At 72.0% G+C, this 19,603-nt stretch carries 15 protein-coding genes; 9 read left to right on the forward strand and 6 right to left on the reverse strand.

The window, feature by feature from the left end; all coding sequences use genetic code 11:
* Window positions 1-22: 22 nt before the first annotated feature.
* A complete protein-coding gene (locus CP975_RS11300) occupies window positions 23-1,306 on the reverse strand; it encodes an aspartate aminotransferase type Ic (RefSeq protein WP_055527861.1) in 1,284 nt (427 codons plus the stop codon).
* Between the two features lie 313 nt (window positions 1,307-1,619).
* On the opposite strand from CP975_RS11300, the gene CP975_RS11305 reads away from it, so the two are divergent.
* Genes CP975_RS11305 through CP975_RS11325 form a run of 5 tightly spaced genes read left to right on the forward strand, consistent with a single transcriptional unit; the run spans window position 1,620 to window position 8,289 of the window.
* Window positions 1,620-3,266 (forward strand): ABC transporter substrate-binding protein, encoded by a 1,647-nt coding sequence (locus CP975_RS11305; protein WP_246201471.1) that lies wholly within the window; start codon window positions 1,620-1,622, stop codon window positions 3,264-3,266.
* Between the two features lie 28 nt (window positions 3,267-3,294).
* Complete coding sequence (locus CP975_RS11310) at window positions 3,295-4,254, forward strand: ABC transporter permease (RefSeq protein ID WP_055527859.1); 960 nt, start codon at window positions 3,295-3,297, stop codon at window positions 4,252-4,254.
* Entirely contained in the window at window positions 4,254-6,290 is a 2,037-nt protein-coding gene (locus CP975_RS11315) for a dipeptide/oligopeptide/nickel ABC transporter permease/ATP-binding protein (protein WP_150476833.1), read from the forward strand. Before CP975_RS11310 ends, CP975_RS11315 begins: the two co-directional genes overlap by 1 nt.
* Window positions 6,287-7,363 (forward strand): ABC transporter ATP-binding protein, encoded by a 1,077-nt coding sequence (locus tag CP975_RS11320; RefSeq protein ID WP_055527857.1) that lies wholly within the window; start codon window positions 6,287-6,289, stop codon window positions 7,361-7,363. Before CP975_RS11315 ends, CP975_RS11320 begins: the two co-directional genes overlap by 4 nt.
* Window positions 7,360-8,289, forward strand: coding sequence for a dihydrodipicolinate synthase family protein (locus CP975_RS11325; RefSeq protein WP_055527851.1), 930 nt, complete (start codon window positions 7,360-7,362; stop codon window positions 8,287-8,289). Before CP975_RS11320 ends, CP975_RS11325 begins: the two co-directional genes overlap by 4 nt.
* 42 nt (window positions 8,290-8,331) lie before the next feature.
* Here CP975_RS11325 and CP975_RS11330 read toward each other — a convergent pair whose 3' ends face one another.
* The 5 genes from CP975_RS11330 to leuA all read right to left on the reverse strand — a co-directional run bounded on the left by CP975_RS11330 (window position 8,332) and on the right by leuA (window position 15,228).
* Complete coding sequence (locus CP975_RS11330) at window positions 8,332-9,000, reverse strand: response regulator (RefSeq protein WP_055527849.1); 669 nt, start codon at window positions 8,998-9,000, stop codon at window positions 8,332-8,334.
* Window positions 8,997-10,250, reverse strand: coding sequence for a sensor histidine kinase (locus CP975_RS11335; RefSeq protein WP_425474243.1), 1,254 nt, complete (start codon window positions 10,248-10,250; stop codon window positions 8,997-8,999). The genes CP975_RS11330 and CP975_RS11335 overlap by 4 nt, the downstream gene beginning before the upstream one ends.
* A 65-nt stretch (window positions 10,251-10,315) precedes the next feature.
* Window positions 10,316-12,412 carry an MMPL family transporter gene (locus tag CP975_RS11340; protein WP_055527847.1) on the reverse strand — a complete coding sequence of 699 codons (2,097 nt, stop codon included), beginning with the start codon at window positions 12,410-12,412 and terminating at the stop codon, window positions 10,316-10,318.
* Between the two features lie 190 nt (window positions 12,413-12,602).
* Complete coding sequence (locus CP975_RS11345) at window positions 12,603-13,334, reverse strand: TerB family tellurite resistance protein (protein ID WP_055527845.1); 732 nt, start codon at window positions 13,332-13,334, stop codon at window positions 12,603-12,605.
* A 172-nt stretch (window positions 13,335-13,506) separates the two neighbouring features.
* Window positions 13,507-15,228 (reverse strand): 2-isopropylmalate synthase, encoded by a 1,722-nt coding sequence (gene leuA / locus CP975_RS11350; RefSeq protein ID WP_055527843.1) that lies wholly within the window; start codon window positions 15,226-15,228, stop codon window positions 13,507-13,509.
* Window positions 15,229-15,519: 291 nt separating this feature from the next.
* Between leuA and CP975_RS11355 the strand changes: the two genes are divergently transcribed.
* The 4 genes from CP975_RS11355 to CP975_RS11370 all read left to right on the forward strand — a co-directional run bounded on the left by CP975_RS11355 (window position 15,520) and on the right by CP975_RS11370 (window position 19,602).
* Entirely contained in the window at window positions 15,520-16,599 is a 1,080-nt protein-coding gene (locus CP975_RS11355) for a M4 family metallopeptidase (RefSeq protein ID WP_055527898.1), read from the forward strand.
* A gap of 43 nt (window positions 16,600-16,642) precedes the next feature.
* Window positions 16,643-16,909: a protealysin inhibitor emfourin gene (locus tag CP975_RS11360; protein WP_055527840.1), complete on the forward strand. Its 267-nt coding sequence runs from the start codon at window positions 16,643-16,645 to the stop codon at window positions 16,907-16,909.
* Between the two features lie 87 nt (window positions 16,910-16,996).
* Complete coding sequence (locus CP975_RS11365) at window positions 16,997-18,349, forward strand: GH1 family beta-glucosidase (RefSeq protein ID WP_055527838.1); 1,353 nt, start codon at window positions 16,997-16,999, stop codon at window positions 18,347-18,349.
* Complete coding sequence (locus CP975_RS11370; RefSeq protein ID WP_055527836.1) at window positions 18,346-19,602, forward strand: MFS transporter; 1,257 nt, start codon at window positions 18,346-18,348, stop codon at window positions 19,600-19,602. The genes CP975_RS11365 and CP975_RS11370 overlap by 4 nt, the downstream gene beginning before the upstream one ends.
* Window position 19,603 lies beyond the last annotated feature (1 nt).

Here is a 19,603-nt window from a genome sequence, read left to right on the forward strand (position 1 = left end):
GTGCTGCCGCGCCGAGGGCCGGTCAGGCGGCCTGGCGGGTCCGCTGCTCGTATCCGGCGAGGCGGACGCAGACGGTCAGGCCGTGCATGGCCTGCTCCAGGTCGGCGAGGCCGGGGTAGCTGGGGGCGATGCGGATGACGGCGTCGCGCGGGTCGTCGCCGTAGGGGTGCGTGGCGCCGGCCGGGGTGAGCACGATGCCGGCCTCCGCGGCACGGCGCACGACGTCCTTGGCGCAGCCCTCGGGGACCTGGAGGGTCACGAAGTAGCCGCCCCGGGGCGAGGTCCAGGTCGCGAGGCCGGTGCCGCCCAGCTCGGTCTCCAGGATCCGGGCGACCGTCTCGAACTTGGGCTGGAGCAGGGCGCGCTGGCGCTCCATGTGGGCCCGCACACCGTCGGCGTCCTTCAGGAACAGCGCGTGCCGCAGCTGGTTGATCTTGTCGGGGCCGATCGAGCGCTTCTGGTTGTTGGCGAGGAGCCACTTCACGTTGGCGGGCGAGGAGCCGAAGAAGGCGACGCCCGCGCCCGCGGCGGTGATCTTGGAGGTGGAGCCGAAGACGAACGCGCGGTCCGGGTTCCCGGCCTCGGCGCAGGCGCCGAGGAGGTCGGCGATCCCGGTGGGCTCGTCGGTGAGGTGGTGGACGGCGTAGGCGTTGTCCCAGAAGATCCGGAAGTCGGGGGCCGCGGTCTCCATGCGGGCGAGCCGGGCGACGGTCTCGTCGCTGTAGGAGACGCCGTCCGGGTTGCTGTACTTGGGCACGCACCAGATGCCCTTGACCGCGGGGTTCTCGGCGGCGAGCCGCTCCACGGCGTCCATGTCCGGGCCCTGCTCGGTCATCGGCACGGGGATCATGTCGATGCCGAACCGCTCGCAGAGCGCGAAGTGCCGGTCGTAGCCGGGCACGGGGCACAGGAACGCGATGGGCTCCTGGTCCACCCAGCGGGACTCGGCGCCGGGCAGCTTCCCGAGGAGGGCGTGCACGAGGCAGTCGTGCATCAGTTCCAGGCTGGAGTTGCCGAGCGCGAGCAGCTGCCCGGCGGGCACCTGGAGCAGCTCGGCGAAGATCTCGCGCAGCTCGGGCAGCCCCTGGAGGCCGCCGTAGTTGCGTACGTCGGTGCCGTCGGCGGCGGTGTGCCGCTCACCGGGCAGGCTCAGCAGGCCCTCGCTGAGGTCGAGCTGCTCCGGTGCCGGCTTGCCCCGGGTGAGGTCGAGGGAGAGCCCGCGCGCGGCGAGGGCCTCGTAGTCCTTCCGGGCCCGCTCCAGGAGCCCGTCCAGGGCCGGGGCGTCGGGGCTCAGCTCGGTGGTCATGGTGTTGCCTCTCGCAGGTACGGCTCGGGGGGCGCGTCGGTGGGGCCGCCACCGTGCGACCGGGATCGCTTCGTCGCGCCTGCCGAGAATACAAACCGGCCTCCCCCGCGCGCCCGGCCCGCCCGCTCCACGAGACGGGCGGCCCGGCCCGGACGAGACCGGCGGTGCCCCTGACCCGCCGGACGGCCCCACTCATCAATGGGGGTGAAATGCCGTGTGCGGGGCCTTGACCGGCCCCCCCGCCCCTCCTATGGTCGCCACGCCACCCACGACGTAGGACGTGGGATCTCTCAAGGGAGACAAGGGAGACACCGTGAGCGACCTGATCCCTCGAACCTCCGCGCGGCACGACCCCGGCCCGGACCGGCGGTCCTTCCTCAAGTACACCGGCGCACTGGGCGCGGCCGCCGCCGTCACCACCACGCTCTCCGCCTGTTCCTCGGGGCCCGAGTCCACCAACGAGTCCGGAGGCGGCGGCCAGGGCGGCGACTCCACGCTCACGGCCGTCATCGGCTACGGCAACGACGGCAGCTGGGACCCCACCCAGACGGCCTCCGCCTTCGCCATGGCGGGCAACGAACACATCTACGAGGGTCTGCTCGGCACCGACCCGATCACCCGTGAGCCCTATGCCGCGCTCGCCACCGAGGTCCCGGACGACCTCAAGGCGACCACGTGGCAGTTCGCCCTGCGGCCGGGCGCCAAGTGGCACGACGGGAAGCCCGTCACCGCCGACGACGTGGTGTTCGTCTTCGACCGGATCCTGGACCCGAAGACGCAGACCCTGGCCAAGGGGTTCTTCGCGAGCTGGCTGAAGGAGGTCAGGAAGGTCGACGCGACGAACGTGGAGCTGATCCTGAAGTTCCCCTTCCCCGACGGCGCCGCCCGCCTCTCCCTCGCGAAGATCATGCCGAAGCACGTCTTCTCCAAGCCCGGGGCCTGGGAGGACGCGACGAAGGGCAAGGCGGTGGGCTCCGGGCCGTACCGGCAGACCGCGCACCACCCGAAGTCGAACACCACCTTCGAAGCCTTCGAGGACTACAACGGCCCGCGCAAGGCCGCCTTCAAGAAGATGAACTGGCTGACGATCGTGGACGCCGCGCCGCGCGTCGCGAAGATCTCCGGGGCCGGCGCGGACGCGGAGATCGCCGACAACATCCCGTACGCCAACATCGGGCAGCTCAAGAAGAGCGGCATGACCGTCGAGGGCGGCGCCGGGATGAACAACCTCTTCCTGCTCTTCAACACCGCGCACAAGCCGTTCGACGACGTACGCGTACGCCAGGCGCTGCACTACGCCGTCGACCGCGACAAGATGATCGAGGCCGCCCTGAGGGGCCACGGCAAGGCGGCGACCTCGTTCCTCAACGAGGCCAACCCCTCCTACCGGCCCGCGAAGACCGTCTACGCGTACGACCTGGCGAAGGCGGAGAAGCTCCTGAAGGAGGCGGGGGTCGGCGATCTCAAGGTCAACCTCATGGCCGTGAACGTGAGCTGGATCGTCGACTGCCTGCCCACCATCCAGGACGGCTGGGAGAGGATCGGCGTCGAGGTCACCCTCGACCCGCAGGAGACGACCGCCGTCTTCACCAAGCTCGACCAGAAGAAGGACTTCCAGGTCGTCGCGGCCGCCTCGAACCCCAACCAGTTCGGGCTCGACGCCGACCTGATCATGCACTACAACTACGGCCCCGAGAACCTCTGGATGGGCTACGCCCGCTGGGCCCGGAACCCCACCGCCAAGAAGCTCTTCAAGGACATGGCACAGGCCACCCGCGAGCCCGAGGCGAGCCGCAAGAAGGCCATGATCCAGGAGTACATCGACGTGATCGCCGAGCAGGCGGTGCTCTACCCCGTCGTACACAACGAACTCATGACGGCCTGGGACCCCAAGAAGATCACCGGCGTCCGGGCCCAGCCGTACCCGGGGATCAACCTCCTCCAGGCCAAGTGGGCCTGACGTACGACCGGTTCGGGAGGCGCACGCCGTGACCGCAGTCCTCAGAATCCTCGCCCGCCGCATCGCCCTGCTCGTCCCGCTGCTGCTCGGCATCGTGCTCTTCGTCTTCCTCGTGATGCGGTTCTCGGATGTCGACCCGGCCTCCGCGTTCTTCCAGGGCGCCAACCCGACCCCCCAGCAACTGCACGATTTCCGCGAGGAGAACGGGCTCCTCGATCCACTGCCCGTGCGCTATGCGGCGTTCGTGGGGGACCTGCTCCAGGGCGACATGGGGATCAGCGTCCTCAACCGCTCCCCCGTCCTCGACCAGGTCACCACCGCCCTGCCGCTCACCATGCAGCTGACGTTCCTCGGGCTCGGCATCGCGGTCGTGCTCTCCCTCACCCTCGGCGTGACCGCCGCGATCTACCGCGACCGGCTGCCGGACCAGCTCATCCGCGTCGTCTCCCTGACCGGCGTCGCGGCGCCCGGCTTCTGGCTGGCGCTCCTGATGATCCAGTACCTCGCGGTGGACCTCGGCTGGTTCCCGACCGGCGGCTACATCAACCCCGCCGACTCCCTCACCGGCTGGCTCAGGACCATGACCCTGCCCGCCCTCGCCCTCTCCCTGCCGGTGGCGGCCGGCCTCACCCGCATCATCCGCACGGCCGTCGTCGAGGAGCTGGACAAGGACTACGTCCGTACGGCCATCGGCAGCGGCCTGCCCCCGGTGGTCGTCGTCGGCCGGAACGTCCTGCGCAACGCCCTCATCAACCCGCTCACCGTGCTCGGCCTGCGCGTCGGCTATCTGCTGGGCGGCGCCGTCGTCATCGAGACGATCTTCTCGCTGCCGGGCATGGGCAAGCTGATGATCGACGCCGTGAAGAACGGCGACCCGGCCGTCGTCCAGGGCGTCGTCATCACCACCGCCGTCGGCTTCGTCGTCGTCAACCTCGTCATCGACATCCTGCACCTCCTGGTCAACCCGCGCCTGAGGGGGACGAGTTGATGCTCATGTCGCGCAAGAGGCGCACGGACCGGCTCTCGGTCCCCGGCATCCGCCTGCGCTCGCTGCGCAAGCTGCCCGTCCTGTCCCGGGTCGCGGTCGGCGTCATCGGCGTCGTCGTCCTGGTCGCGCTCCTCGCCCCGCTCATCGCCCCGCACGACCCGCTCGACCAGCAGCCCCAGGCCGACGGCACCGGACACCCCTCCGCCCGCCACTGGATGGGCCAGGACAGCCTCGGCCGCGACATCCTCAGCCGGCTGATGTACGGGGCGCGCTGGTCGCTGGCCATCGGGCTCGGCGCGACCCTGCTCGCCCTGATCGTCGGCGCGCTGGTCGGCGCGGTCGCCGCGACCTCCCGCAAGGCCGTCGACGAGACGCTGATGCGCTGCCTGGACGTCGTCATGGCGTTCCCCGGCATCGCGCTCGCCGCCGTGCTCGTCGCGGTCTTCGGCGGCGGCATCACCGTACTGATCTGCGCGATCGCCTTCCTGTTCACCCCGCCGATCGCCCGGGTCGTCCGGGCCAACGTCCTCGACCAGTACGGCGAGGACTACGTCACCGCCGAACGCGTCGTCGGCGCCCGCACCCCGCACATCCTCGTCCGCCACGTCGCCGTGAACTGCGCGGCGCCCATCCTGGTCTTCTGCACCGTGCAGGTCGCCGAGGCCATCGTCTTCGAGGCCTCGCTCTCCTTCATCGGCGCGGGCGTCCGGCCGCCCGACCCGTCGTGGGGCAGCGTCATCGCCGACGGCAAGAACATGGTGCTGATCGGCGGCTGGTGGGCGACGGTCTTCCCCGGCCTCCTCATGCTGATCACGGTCCTCGCCCTGAACATCCTCTCCGAGGGCGTCTCGGACGCGTGGGCGGCGCCCTCCACCCGCGACGTGCCGGGCGCGGCCCGCGACGAGGACCCCCTCGAAGCCCCCGAACCGGGTACGGGCGAGGTCCTCGGACTCCCCGGCCTCGCCGAGGCCTCGGACCGGCTGCGGGAGCGGGCCCGGCCCCTGCCGTCCGGGGCGCCGGTCCTCGACGTGCGCGACCTGCGCATCGCCTTCCCCGGGCGGCACGACGGCGTGGACATCGTGGACGGCATCTCCTTCGACGTACGCCCCGGTGAGGTCCTCGGCCTGGTGGGCGAGTCGGGCTGCGGCAAGTCGCTGACGGCCCTGACCGTGATGGGCCTGGAACCCAGGGGCGCCCGCGTCCGGGGCGGCGTCACCTTCGACGGCCAGGAGCTGACCGGCCTGCCGACGCGGGCCCGGCGCCGCCTGCTCGGCCACCACATGGCGATGATCTACCAGGACGCCCTGTCCTCGCTGAACCCCGCGATGACGGTCCGTTCCCAGCTCAAGCAGGTCGTACGAAGAGGTGGCCGCCGCACGCCCGCCGCCCTCCTGGAGCTGGTCGGCCTGGACCCGGAACGGACGCTGCGCAGCTACCCGCACGAACTGTCCGGCGGCCAGCGCCAGCGCGTACTGATCGCCATGGCCCTCTCCCGCGACCCGAAACTGATCATCGCCGACGAGCCGACGACGGCACTCGACGTCACCGTGCAGGCGCAGATCATCCAGCTGCTGCTGAGGCTCCGCGAGGAGCTGGGCTTCGCACTGATCCTCGTCTCGCACGACCTGGCCCTCGTCGCCGACATCACCGATCGGGTGGTGGTGATGTACGGCGGTCAGATCGTGGAGACGGGCGTGACCGCCGACCTGGTGGGCGCCCCCTCGCACCACTACACGCGGGGCTTGCTCGGCTCGGTGCTCTCCCTGGAGTCGGCGGCGCAACGGCTCACGCAGATCAGGGGCGTGGTCCCCTCCCCCGTGGACTTCCCCCCGGGCTGCCGCTTCACGGACCGCTGCCCGATGGCGTCGGAGACGTGCCGGGAGGAGGCTCCGGCGCTGGCGGGCCCGGCAACCCACGAAACGGCGTGCCACCATCCGGCGCCCCGCAGCGGAGCGCCCCGCAGTGGAGCGCCCCGAAGGGGCGCGGGGAACTGCGCGCCCAGCCCCCACAAACCCGCACCCGGGGAGCACACGTGACCACCCCCCTGCTCTGGTTGAACGACGTGCACGTCACACACCGGGCCCGCTCTGGAGGGCTGTTCTCCCGAGACCAAGTCCACGCCCTCACAGGGGCAGACCTGACAATCGCCCCTGGCGAGACCCTCGGCGTGGTCGGCGAGTCGGGCTGCGGCAAGTCGACACTGGCGAAGGTCCTCGTAGGCGTACAGCGCCCCACCCACGGAACGGTGACCTTCAGAGGCAGGGACCTCTGGACGATGGCCCCCGCCAGGAGGCGGACGGAGATCGGCACCCGCACCGGCATGATCTTCCAGGACCCGTCGACCGCCCTGAACCGCAGACTGTCGATCAGACAGATCCTCCGCGACCCCCTGGACGTACACAGACGCGGCACACCTGCCGAACGAAACGAACGCGTGCGGGAGTTGATGGAGCTGGTCGGCCTGCCCAAGGCTCTCGCCGACGGCCTCCCCGGCCAACTGTCCGGCGGACAACGCCAACGCGTCGCGATCGCCCGCGCGCTGGCCCTCGAACCGGAGCTGGTGGTCGCCGACGAACCGACCAGCGCGCTCGACGTGTCCGTACGCGCCCAGATCCTCAACCTCCTCCTGGACCTGAAGGAACGCCTCGGGCTGGCCGTGGTCTTCGTCTCGCACGACATCCAGACCGTGCGCAGGATGAGCGACCGCGTCATCACCATGTACCTGGGCCGGATCGTGGAGGAGGCCCCTGCCGCCGAGATCCTGGACCGCGCCCGGCACCCGTACACGCGCGCCCTGTTCTCGGCCACGCCGGGCCTGCTCGACCCCATCGACCCGATCCCGCTGGCCGGCCCGGTGCCGTCCGCGACCCGGCCGCCGAGCGGCTGCCCGTTCCGTACGCGCTGCTGGAAGGCGGACGGCGTGTGCGCCGAGGTGATGCCGGACGCGGAGCCGGCGGGCGTCGGGCACCTGTTCCGTTGCCATCACCCGGTGGACGAAGGAGAGTCGACCCACGAACTCGCCACGCAGGCCGCCGCCACGGCTCAAGGCCCCGCCGCCACGGCTCAAGGTCCCGCCGCCACGGCCAAGGATCCAAGGGAGCGCCCATGACCCTGTCCACCCCGCTGACCGGTGTCGTCCCGCCCGTCTGCACCCCGCTGACACCGGACCGCGAGGTGGACACCGCCTCCCTCGTCCGGCTCGTCGACCATCTGCTGGACGGCGGCGTCGACGGTCTTTTCGTGCTCGGCTCCACCTCGGAGGTCGCATACCTGACGGACCGGCAGCGGGCCCTCGTCGTCGACACGGTCGTACGCCATGCGGGCGGACAGCTCCCCGTCCTCGCGGGCGCGATCGACATGACCACGCCCCGCGTCCTCGATCACGTGCGGGCGCTCACCGAGGCGGGCGCGGACGCGGCCGTCGTCACCGCGCCCTTCTACACGCGCACCCACCCGGCCGAGATCGCCCGCCACTTCCGGCTGGTCGCGAGCGCGTCCGCGGTGCCGGTCCTCGCGTACGACCTGCCGGTCTCGGTGCACACGAAGCTGAGCGCGGAACTGGTCCTCGAACTGGCCGCGGACGGCGTGCTCGCGGGCCTGAAGGACTCCAGCGGCGCCGAGGGAGCCTTTCGCAGCGTGCTCCTCGGCAGGCGGGCCGTGCCGGTCCCCTTCAGTGTGCTGACCGGTTCGGAGGTGACGGTCGACGCGGCGCTCGCGATGGGCGCGGACGGCGTCGTGCCGGGCCTCGGCAACGTCGACCCCGCCGGGTACGTGCGCCTCTACGCCGCCTGCCGCGAGGGCGACTGGGAGCGGGCGCGGGCCGAACAGGAGCGGCTGTGCGGCCTGTTCGGGATGGTGACGGCCGGCGACCCGGGCCGGATGGGCGGCAGCTCGTCGGCGCTGGGCGCCTTCAAGGCGGCGCTGCACCTGCGCGGCGTGATCGCCTGCCCGGTGACGGCGGAACCGCAGATCCCGCTGTCGCCGAGGGAGACGGAGAAGGTGGGCAAACACTTGGCGGCGGCGGGACTGCTCTGAGCCGGGCTCCAGGGGCCGCTTCCCGTGGCAGCGAAGGCGCCCTCACACCCCCGGCGCCACCAGCCCCGACTCGTACGCCACGATGACCAGTTGGGCGCGGTCCCGCGCGCCCAGCTTGCCCATGATGCGGCTCACATGCGTCTTCGCGGTGAGCGGACTCAGGCCCAGCGTCTCGGCGATCTCCGTGTTGTTCAGGCCCCGCGCCACCAGCGCGAGGACCTGCCGTTCGCGGTCCGAGAGGCCCTCGGGGCCGCCGGTCGCCCTCAGTCCGGGGGTGTCCGGCGACCGCAGCACCCGGGCGATGAGCCGCGAGGTGGGCCCCGGCGAGAGCAGGGACTCACCGGCGGCGACCGTGCGGATGGCCTCCAGGAGTTCGGCGGGCCTGGTGTCCTTGACCAGGAAGCCGGACGCGCCCGCCCGCAATGCGTCGACCACGTGCTCGTCCGTGTCGTACGTCGTCAGCATCAGCACCTTCACGCCCGCCAGGTCCTCGTCCGCCGCGAGCAGCCGCGTCGCCTCGATGCCGTCGAGGTCGGGCATGCGGATGTCCATGACGACGAGGTCGGCCCGCTCGGAGCGGGCCAGGTCGACCGCCGAGCGGCCCGTGCCCGCCTGGCCCACGACCTCCATGTCGGGCGCCGAGTCGACGAGCATCGCGAACGCCGCGCGCACCAGTGTCTGGTCGTCGGCGAGCAACACGCGGATGGTCATGTCAGGCCTCCCAGGGACGCGGGCGCGAGGGGCAGCACCGCGGACACCAGGAAACCGCCCCCGGGCCGCGGCCCCGCCTCCAGGGTCCCGCCTACGGTACGGGCCCGCTCCCGCATGCCGACGAGGCCGTAACCGGGGGTGCCCGCGGGCTCCTTGGCGCCGACGCCGTCGTCGGCGACCGTCACGTTCAGCGCCGCGTCCCCCGTGCTTATGTCCACCCGGACGGTGAGGTCGGGGCCCGCGTGCCGCACGGCGTTGGTCAGCGCCTCCTGCACGATGCGGTAGGCGGCGGCGCCCACGGCGGGCGGCGCCTGGCACTCGGCCACGTTCAGCTCGACGCGGGCCCCCGCGGTGCGGGCCGCGTCGGCGAGGTCGGGCAGGGAGCCGAGGCCGGGCAGCGGGCCCCTGGCCTCGTCGCAGCCTCCCTCGTCGGTGCCGGACCGCAACACCTCCAGGGTGGCGCGGAGTTCACCGCGGGCGGTGCGGCAGGTCTCGGCGACGTCGTCCAGCGCCTTGGCGACGGCCGCGCGGTCCAGGCGGTCCGGGTCGGCCGCCAGGACGTGCGCGGCGACGGACGTCTGGACGCCGACGAGGGTGATGCTGTGCGCCAGCAGGTCGTGCAGATCGCGGGCGACCCGCAGCCGTTCCTCGGCGACCCGGCGGCGCGCCTCCTCCTCCCGCGTGCGCTCGGCCCGCTCGGCGCGTTCGACGACGGAGGCGACGTACTGGCGGTGGATGCGGACGTACACGCCGAGCAGCAGGAAGGAGACGATCCAGCCGGTGATGCGCAGGGACTCGGCGCCCTCGGCCATGCCCTCGGAGAACTTGACGCTCAGCATGATGCCGATGACCCCGGCCCCGACGAGGACGGCGTTACGGGGCCGGGTGCGGGAGGCCACGGTGAAGAGGCCGGCCATCGAGACCGCCATGGGAGCGGTGTGGTTGGCGTCGAGCGAATGGTAGGTCAGCAGGATCGCCATCAGGACGAACATGACGCGTATCGGGGCGCGGCGCCGCCACACGATGGTGATGTGGGCGGCGAGCAGCAGCGCCCAGCCGAGCGGGCCGGGCGGGTCGCCGTTGTCCCGCACGACCCGCACGACGACGACGGCGCTCGCGGCCATGGCCAGCGCGAACAGGGCGTCGGTGCGCAGCCGTTCGCCGGGGGCGGCGGGGCCGAGGACGCGCTCGATGAGGCTGCGGCGGGCGGGGTCCTGCGCGGTGCCCTTGCCTATGGCGGGTGAGTCCACCGGCCCATCCTCGGGTACGCGGGCGCCCCTCCGGGAGAGGAGGGGCGCCCTCAGGAGGGACGGGATCAAGGCGAGGGCACCCGAACGCGGTCGGCCTCGGGTGCGGCGGGGGCCGCGGGGCGGGGCCGGGACAGCGGGCCGGGCCACCACACCTTGCGGCCGAGCGCCACGCTCGCGCTCGTCACCAGGTACGTACGCACCAGGAAGGTGTCGAGGAGTACGCCGACCGCGATGACGAAGCCCAGTTCGACGAGTTGGACGAGCGGCATGTTGGTGAGCACGGCGAACGTCGCGGCGAGGACGAGTCCCGCGGAGGCGATGACGCCGCCGGTGGTGCGCAGGGCGGTGAGCGCGGCCGCCCCCGGTTCGGCGCCCTTCAGGCTCTCTTCCCTCATCCGGTGCATCAGGAAGATGCCGTAGTCGACACCGAGGGCGACGAGGAAGACGAAGGAGAGCAGACCGAGCCCCGGGTCGGTGCCCTCGAACCCGAGGAGCGGTTCGAGGACGAGGCCCGCGATGCCCAGCGAGGCGCCCCATACGGCGACGACCGCGGCGAGCAGCAGCAGGGGGGCGACGAGGCTGCGCAGCAGGGCTACGAGGACCAGCAGCACGGCCGCGAGGACGAGCGGCACGACGAGGGCGCGGTCGCGGGAGTTGGTGTCCTTCAGGTCGAGCTGCTGGGCGCTGGATCCACCGACGTACGACCCGTCGAGTCCGTCCCGCAGCGCCTTGATGGTGGCGGTCTCCCCCGGGGTCTCGGGCGCGGAGGAGGCGAGGACGGAGATCTCGGTCCAGCCCTTGGCGGTACGTCCCTTCTCCGCGCCGACGACGCCCTTGGTGCCCCGGATCTCGGCGAGGGCGCCGAGGGCGTCCCCAGCCGGGGTCATGACGGTGATGGGCTGGGTGCCGCGTTCGGGGTAGGCGGCGGCGAGGGTCTCCATGGCCGCCACCGAGTCGGGGGTCTTGGTGAAGGAGTCCTCCTGCTTGAGGGAGCCCGGCAGGTTGAAGGCGCCGAGGGCGAGCGCGCCGAGCAGGACGGCTCCCGAGGCGAGGACGGTGAACGGCCTGCGTCCGGCCGAGCTGCCCATGGCGGCGAAGAGCGAGCGCCGCTGCTTGGGCGCGCTGCCGTAGGCGGGGATCAGCGGCCAGAACACGCGCCGGCCGAGGAGCACCAGGACGGCCGGCAGCAGCGTCAGCATGGCCACGAGCGCGCTCAGTACGCCGACGGTGCCGAGCGGGCCCATGCCCCGGCTGCTGTTGAGGTCGGCGGCGAGCAGGCAGAGCAGCCCGGCGGCGACGGTCCCGGAGGAGGCGAGCACGGCGGGCCCGCAGCCGCGCAGGGCGGCGACCATGGCGTCGTAGGGCTGTTCGATCCTGCGTAGTTCCTCGCGGTAGCGGGCGACGAGGAGCAGGGCGTAGTCGGTGCCCGCGCCGAAGACGAGGATGGTCATGATGCCGCTGCTCTGCCCGCTGACGGAGGTCCCGAAGGCCTGGTTGAGTCCGTAGGCGGCGGCCATCGCGAAGTAGTCCGCGACGCCGGCGACGGCGAGCGGTACGAGCCACAGGAACGGGCTGCGGTAGATGAGGATGAGCAGCAGCGCGACGACGCCTGCGGTGGTGTAGAGCAGGGGGCCGCCGAGCGCGTTGTAGACCTCGCTCGCGTCGGTGTCGAAGGCTCCGCCGCCGCCGACGTCGACGCTCAGCCCGCCTTCGTCCCTGGCGACGTCCCGCACGTCGTTGACGAGGGCGTCCCGCTTCTCCTCGTCCTGTCCCGGCTCGGTGGAGGCGACGGGGTACATCAGCGTGGTGCCGTCCTTGGAGGGCACGCCCTTGGGCTCGGCGACGAGCTTGTGGGCCCCCGCTATCTCGGCGATCTGCTTCCCCGCGGTCTCGCGGTCGGCGGGGGTCAGCCCGCCGTCCCGGTGATAGACGAGTACCAGTTCGGTGGCCTCGCCGCCCGGCAACTGGTCCTGGATCTTGGCGACTTCGGTCGAGTCCGCGCTCGCCGGGAGATAGTCGACGGGCCGGTCCTTCTGGACGTCGGAGAGCTTGGCGGCGAAGGGCGAGGCGAGCGCGAGGACGACGATCCACAGCCCCAGGAACACCCAGGGAACGGCGCGTCGCCGCCGGCGTGGTGTGGTGATGGACGGTGCGGCCCCCATGACGGGCCTCCTTCGGCAGGGGTGACGTGTTCGGGGTCAACCCTTCCGGGGAGCGGCCCCCGTGCCGTCGGGCGCGGGGCCGAGGTGGCGGCTACGCCGCGGGGAGGCCGGGGGCGGCGACTACTCCCGGCGGAGTACGCGCGGACTAGGGTGCGCGGACTGTGGCGCGCGGACTGTGTTGCGCGGCGTGTCAGGACGGCGTGCGCGCCGCCACCAGCAGGCGCGTCACGTCCTCCGCGCAGATCGTCAGCGCGCAGCCCGCCGTGGCGAGCACATCGCGCTCGGCGGGGGTGTAGGGCCCGTCGGCCAGGGCGATCCGCGCGCCCTGGAGGAGCAGCGCCTCACGTCCCGCGGGGGCGAGGTGCGGGGCCAGGGGGCCGAGCGCCTCGTGGAGTTCTATGGCGAGGCCGGGTCCGCAGTCGGGCTCGGTGGCGCGGCCGGTGTCGGCGGCGAGCGCGTCGACGAGGGCGACGAGCTGCTCGTCGGTGCAGTCCTCGTGGCCCGCGGCGCGCAGCGTGGCGACGGCCGTGTCGAGGGTGGGGCGCGAGGTGGTGCCGCCCGTGGAGAGGACGGCGATGACCACCGTGTGCACGGCGTCGCGGAGCATCGCGGAGAGCCGCGTGGTGGTGGGGTGGTCCAGGACGTCGGGGTCGAAGAGGTCCTGGCAGGCGGCGCACTGGACGACGGGGCCCGCGGCGCCGCGCGGCACCAGGGGCAGGCCGAGCAGGACGAAGCGGCGTCGGCCGGTGAGCCGCTGGTAGTTGCGGTCGCCGCCGCAGGCGGGGCAGAAGAACTCGCCGTCGCCGACGGCGTCCCAGGCGGTGTTCATGCCGATCACCCGCCTGCACAGGGCCCGCCCGCGGGATACCGGTTTGGCCGAGATGCGGGCCTGTCGGCCGTTTCGTCCATGATCTGGCAGCACCACGCACCTCCGTAACTCCCCGGCTGCATTGCCGTGTTGGCGTGATGTTAGCCACATCGGTGATGCGGCGTCAGCACCCTCGCACAGGAGAGCGAGCCGGAGGTGGCCGGGAGACGACGCGGCCCCGCCCGCCGAAGAGGCGGACGGGGCCGGTGGAGCACCGGGGTGCGGACTAGCGTGCCGCGCGGTTGACGGCGGAGACGACGGCCTTCAGGGAGGCGCGCGTGGTGTTGGCGTCGATGCCGATGCCCCACAGCACCTTGTCGCCGATCGCGCACTCGATGTACGAGGCGGCCTGCGCGGACGCGCCCTCGCTCATCGTGTGCTCCTGGTAGTCCAGCAGGCGCACGTCGATGCCGATGCCCTGGAGCGCGTCGAAGAACGCGGAGATCGGGCCGTTGCCGGACCCGGTCAGCACGGTGTCCGCGCCGTCCAGCGTGGCCTCGACGGTGAGGGTGTCGACGCCGTCCGTGTCGGTCGTCGTCTGACCGTTCTTGACCTGAATCCGCCCCCAGGGGTTCTCGGGGTTGGGCAGGTACTCGTCCTGGAAGACGCTCCAGATCGCGCCCGGGGTGACCTCGCCGCCCTCGGTGTCGGTCTTCACCTGGATGATCTTCGAGAACTCGATCTGCATGCGGCGCGGCAGGTCCAGCTTGTGGTCGTTCTTCAGGACGTACGCGACGCCGCCCTTGCCGGACTGCGAGTTGACGCGGATGACGGCCTCGTAGGAGCGGCCGACGTCCTTGGGGTCGATGGGCAGGTAGGGCACGGCCCACTCGATGTCGTCGACGGTCTTGCCCTGGCTCGCCGCGCGCTTCTCCAGCGCGTCGAAGCCCTTCTTGATGGCGTCCTGGTGGGAGCCGGAGAAGGCGGTGTAGACAAGGTCGCCCGCGTAGGGGTGGCGGGGGTGGACCTCCATCTGGGTGCAGTACTCGTACACGCGCCGCACCTCGTCGATGTCCGAGAAGTCGATCTGCGGGTCGACGCCCTGGCTGAAGAGGTTCATGCCCAGGGTGACCAGGTCGACGTTGCCGGTGCGCTCGCCCTGCCCGAACAGGCAGCCCTCGACGCGGTCGCCGCCCGCCATGACGGCCAGTTCGGCGGCGGCGACGGCGGTGCCGCGGTCGTTGTGCGGGTGGATGGACAGGCAGACGAACTCGCGCCGGGAGAGGTTGCGGGACATCCACTCGAAGCGGTCCGCGTGGGTGGAGGGCGTGGAGCGCTCGACCGTGGCGGGCAGGTTCAGGATGATCTCGCGCTCGGCGTCGGGCTGCCAGACGTCCATGACGCCCTCGCAGACCTCCAGGGCGAAGTCCAGCTCGGTGTCGGTGAAGATCTCGGGGCTGTACTGGTATCCGAACGTCGTACGGTCGTCCAGCAGCTTGTCGGCGTACTCCATGACCAGCCGGGTGCCGTCGACGGCGATCTGCTTGACGGCGTCGCGCGAGCCGCGGAAGACGACGTCGCGCCAGACGGGCGCGGTCGCGTTGTACAGGTGGACGGTGGCGCGGCGGGCGCCCTTCAGGGACTCCACCGTGCGCTCGATCAGCTCTTCACGCGCCTGCGTCAGGACGGAGATCGTCACGTCCTCGGGGATCGCGTCCTCGTCCTCGACGATCGAACGTACGAAGTCGAAGTCGGTCTGGCCCGAGGAGGGGAAGCCGACCTCGATCTCCTTGTAGCCCATGCGTACCAGCAGGTCGAACATGGCGCGCTTGCGGGCCGGGGACATCGGGTCGATCAGCGCTTGGTTGCCGTCGCGCAGGTCCGTGGAGAGCCAGCGGGGTGCGACCGTGATGCGGTTGTCCGGCCAGGTGCGGTCGGGGATGGCGACCTGCTCGTACCGGCCGTACTTGTGGATCGGCAGGGAGGTGGGGCGCTGGAAGTTCGGCATTTGCGGGGCTCCTCGGAAGTGTCCTGAAGGACGGCCGACGGTCTTAGCGCAACGCCGAACTCCGCGGGGAGGGGGTCGGCCTCGACTACAGGCCCTCGCCGCGGCAGCTAAGGAGAAGCAGCCCGAATCGCATGATGTGCCGCAGCCTAGCCGAGCCGCGCTCTGTGCGCGGGCCCGTATCAGTATGCGGGACCGCGCCGGATTAAACGCCTGGTGGTGATCTATCCCTCTATTTCAGCAATCATGGTGGCAGGTAGTGACAGCGGCATGACCCAGTGCCACATTGCCGCCATGACCGCCAACCCGACGGGCTTCGAGCCTGTCTTCTGCACCATCGTTCCGCCCCACGTCCTGGACGAGCTCGCCCGCAGCCAGGACCCCGCACTCGCCGTGCCCGCCCGCCGCACCCTGGAGCGGGACGCCGCCGAGCGCACCCACCGCCGGCTGACGACCGTCATCGGCGCGCCCGGCGTCGCCGCGCCGAAGGACGCCGCGGCGGACAAGCCGCACCGCACGATCCACGACGCCAAGCACCGCACGGAGCTTCCCGGCCGCAAGGTGCGCGCCGAGGGCGAGAAGCCCGGCAAGGACGCCACCGTCAACCGCGCCTACGCGGGGCTCGGCGCGACCTTCGAGCTGTTCCAGAAGTCGTACGAGCGCAACTCCATCGACGGCAACGGCCTGCCGCTCCTCGCGACCGTGCACTACGGCGAGGACTACGGAAACGCCTTCTGGAACGGCGAGCAGATGGTCTTCGGCGACGGCGACAAGGAGATCTTCCTGGACTTCACGATCCCCGTGGACGTCATCGGCCACGAGCTGACCCACGGCGTCGTGCAGTACACGGCGAACCTCACGTACTTCGGCCAGCCCGGCGCCCTGAACGAGTCGATGGCGGACGTCTTCGGCTCGATGATCAAGCAGTACACGCTCGGCCAGACCGCGCACGAGGCCGACTGGCTGATCGGCGCGGGCCTGCTCGCCCCGCGCGTCACCGGCAAGGCGCTGCGCTCCATGAAGGAGCCCGGCACGGCGTACGACGACGACGTGCTCGGCAAGGACCCGCAGCCCGCCGACATGGACCACTACGTGCGCACGGGCCGCGACAACGGCGGTGTGCACATCAACTCCGGCATCCCCAACCGCGCGTTCTACCTGGTGGCCGACGCGCTCGGCGGCCACTCGTGGGAGCGGGCGGGACACATCTGGTACGCGGTGCTGACCGGCGGCGAGCTGGCGCAGGACGCGTCGTTCGAGGACTTCGCGAAGCTGACGGTGGCCGCGGCCCGCCAGAAGTACGGCGACGGCGAGGAGCTGAAGGCCGTCGTCGACGCGTGGTCCACGGTCGGGGTACCGGCCACCAACGGCTGACGGCGCGCTACCGACCGCTCGCGCGGTGGAGTAGACAGGACCCATGCGTATCCAGGTGAAGCGCACAGGAGGTTTCGCGGGCATCGACCGGTACGCCGAGGTGGAGACCTCGACGCTGGCCGATGCCCCCGAATGGCACGCGCTGGCCGAACAGGCCTTGGCCGACGGCCGCGGCACGCCACCCCTAGGGGTGCCGGACGGCTTCAACTACCAGCTGACGGTGGACGGACGCACGGTGTACTGCTCGGACCCGCGGCTGACCGAGCCGCAGCGGAAGCTGATCTCCCGGGTCCTGAAGGAGGGCACGTAGCGGACCCGGCAAGAAACCTGAGCTTTGTTCATCTTCTCGGCGCACGCCCATTGACTTCCGTACTCGGCGGTACGGAGGATCCCGCCCATGGCAGCGACCGCGGCGAGCCCGATACCCCCCTTCCCCCGCGACTTCCTGTGGGGCGTGGCCACCTCGGCCCACCAGATCGAGGGCGCCGCCGCCGAGCGCGGCGCCTGCGTCTGGGACGCGTTCACGGCCGTGCCGGGGAACGTGAAGGACGGCACGACCGCCGCCGTGGCCTGCGACCACTACCACCGGTACCGCGAGGACGTGGCGCTCGTCCGCGGCCTCGGCGTGGGCGCCTACCGCTTCTCGGTCTCCTGGCCGCGCGTCCTGCCCACGGGCGCGGGCCCGGTGAACGCGGCGGGCCTGGACTTCTACGACCGCCTCGTCGACGAGCTGTGCGCGGCGGGCGTACGCCCCGTCCCCACCCTCTTCCACTGGGACACCCCGCTGGCCGTGCAGGAGGCGGGCGGCTGGCTGAGCCGTGACACCGCCGAGCGCTTCGCCGCGTACGCGGCCGTGGTCGCGGCCCGCATCGGCGACCGCGTCACGAAGTGGATTACCCTCAACGAACCCGCGGAACACACCCTGCTCGGCCACGCCCTCGGCGAGCACGCACCCGGCCGGCGGCTCCTGTTCGACGCGCTGCCGGCCGCCCACCACCAGCTGCTCGCGCACGGCCTCGCGGTACGGGCGCTGCGCGCGGCGGGCGCGCGGGACGTCGGGATCGCCAACTCGCACGGCCCGACCTGGCCCGCGTCGGCCGCCGACGAGGACACGGAAGCGGCCGGCCTCTACGACGTACTCCTCAACCGCCTCTTCGCCGACCCCCTGCTCCTCGGCCGCTACCCGGACGGCTTCGGTGAGTTGATGCCGTCGGACGACCTCGCAGCGGACCTCGACGTCATCTCGGAGCCCCTGGACTGGTACGGGATCAACTTCTACCAGCCGACGAAGGTGGGCGCCCCGCTCCCGCACCCCACCGAGTACTCCGGCCTCACGCTCCCGCCGGAACTCCCCTTCGCGCCACGGAGAATCGAGGGCTACCCCGTCACGGACTTCGGCTGGCCCGTCGTCCCCGACGCCCTCCCGGAACTCCTCACCGCCTTCCGCGACCGCTACGGCGACCGCCTCCCGCCGCTCGTCATCACCGAGAACGGCTGCTCGTACGAGGGTCTCGACGACCAGGAGCGGATCGCCTACCTGGACGGCCATCTGCGGGCCCTGCACCGGGCGCTGGAAGCGGGTGTGGACGTACGCGGCTACTTCGTCTGGTCGCTGATGGACAACTTCGAGTGGGCGGAGGGGTACCGACGGCGCTTCGGACTCGTCCACATCGACTACGCCACGCTGGAGCGCACCCCGAAGGCGTCCTACCACTGGCTGCGCGAGGTCCTGCGGGCGCAGCGCGCATGACCGCGGGGCGCTCGACGACCGCCACCGCCCTGCGGGAGCCCACCGAGCGGGTCGGCGGGGGCTGGACGGGCGCCCTGTCGCTGGCCAACGGCGCGATCTGGGTGGGCTGGTACGGCCCGCTCCAGATCCTGCTCGCCGTGCAGGCCGAGGAGCTGGCCCCGGCGGGCACCTCGAAGGAGACGGTGCTCGCCTGGGTCACCGGCGTCGGCGCGGTCGTCTCGCTCGCCGCGAACCCCCTGTTCGGCGCGGTGTCCGACCGCACCACCTCGCGCTGGGGCCGGCGCACCCCGTGGATCGCGGCGGGCACGGCGGGCGGCGCCGCCTCACTTCTGCTGCTCTCGGCGGCGGGCTCCCTGTGGGCGATGGCGGCGGGCTGGTGCCTGGTGCAGCTCACCCTGAACGCCGCGTTCGCCGCGGTCACGGCGGCCGTCCCCGACCGTGTGCCGCGCGGCCAGCGCGGCTCGGTGGGCGGCTGGCTGGGAGCGGCGCAACTGCTCGGCGTGGTCGTGGGGACGGGCCTCGCGACCCTGGCGGGCGGCACCGTCGCGGGGTACGCGGCGTGCGCGCTCTTCACGGTGGCGGGCGTTCTGCCCTACGTCGTACGCCACCGTGACCTGCGCCTGGCCGCCGCCGACCGGCCCCCGTGGAAGGGGCGGAGCTTCCTCGCGGGCTTCTGGCTGAGCCCCCGCCGCCATCCGGACCTGGGCTGGGCCTGGCTGACCCGCTTCCTGATCAACGTCAGCAACTCCCTGGTGCTGCTGTATCTCCTCTACTTCCTCCGGGACCGCCTGCACCACGCGGACCCGGAGGCGGGCGTGCTGATCCTGACCGCGGTGAACGGCGTGACGATGCTCGCGACCGTCGTGGCGGGCGGCGCCTGGTCGGACCGGGTGGGTCGCCGCAAACCGTTCGTGATCTGGTCGGGCACGCTGATGGCGGCGGCGACGGGGCTGCTCGCCCTCTGGCAGACCTGGCCGGGGGCGATCGTCGCGGCGGCGCTCCTCGGCGTCGGCTTCGGCGTCTTCACCTCGGTGGACTTCGCCCTGATGACGGACGTCCTGCCCAGGGCGGCGGACCGCGGCAAGGACCTCGGCGTCATCAACATCGCCAACTCCCTCCCCCAGGTGGCGGCCCCGGCACTGGCGGCCCCGCTGGTCACCCACCTGGGCGGCTACCGGGCCCTGTACCTGACGGCGGCGGTGCTCGGCCTGGCGGGGGCGGTGCTGGTGACGCGGATCAAGGGGGTGCGCTGAG

Origin of the sequence: Streptomyces alboniger (assembly GCF_008704395.1) — a bacterium.
Taxonomy (GTDB): domain Bacteria; phylum Actinomycetota; class Actinomycetes; order Streptomycetales; family Streptomycetaceae; genus Streptomyces; species Streptomyces alboniger.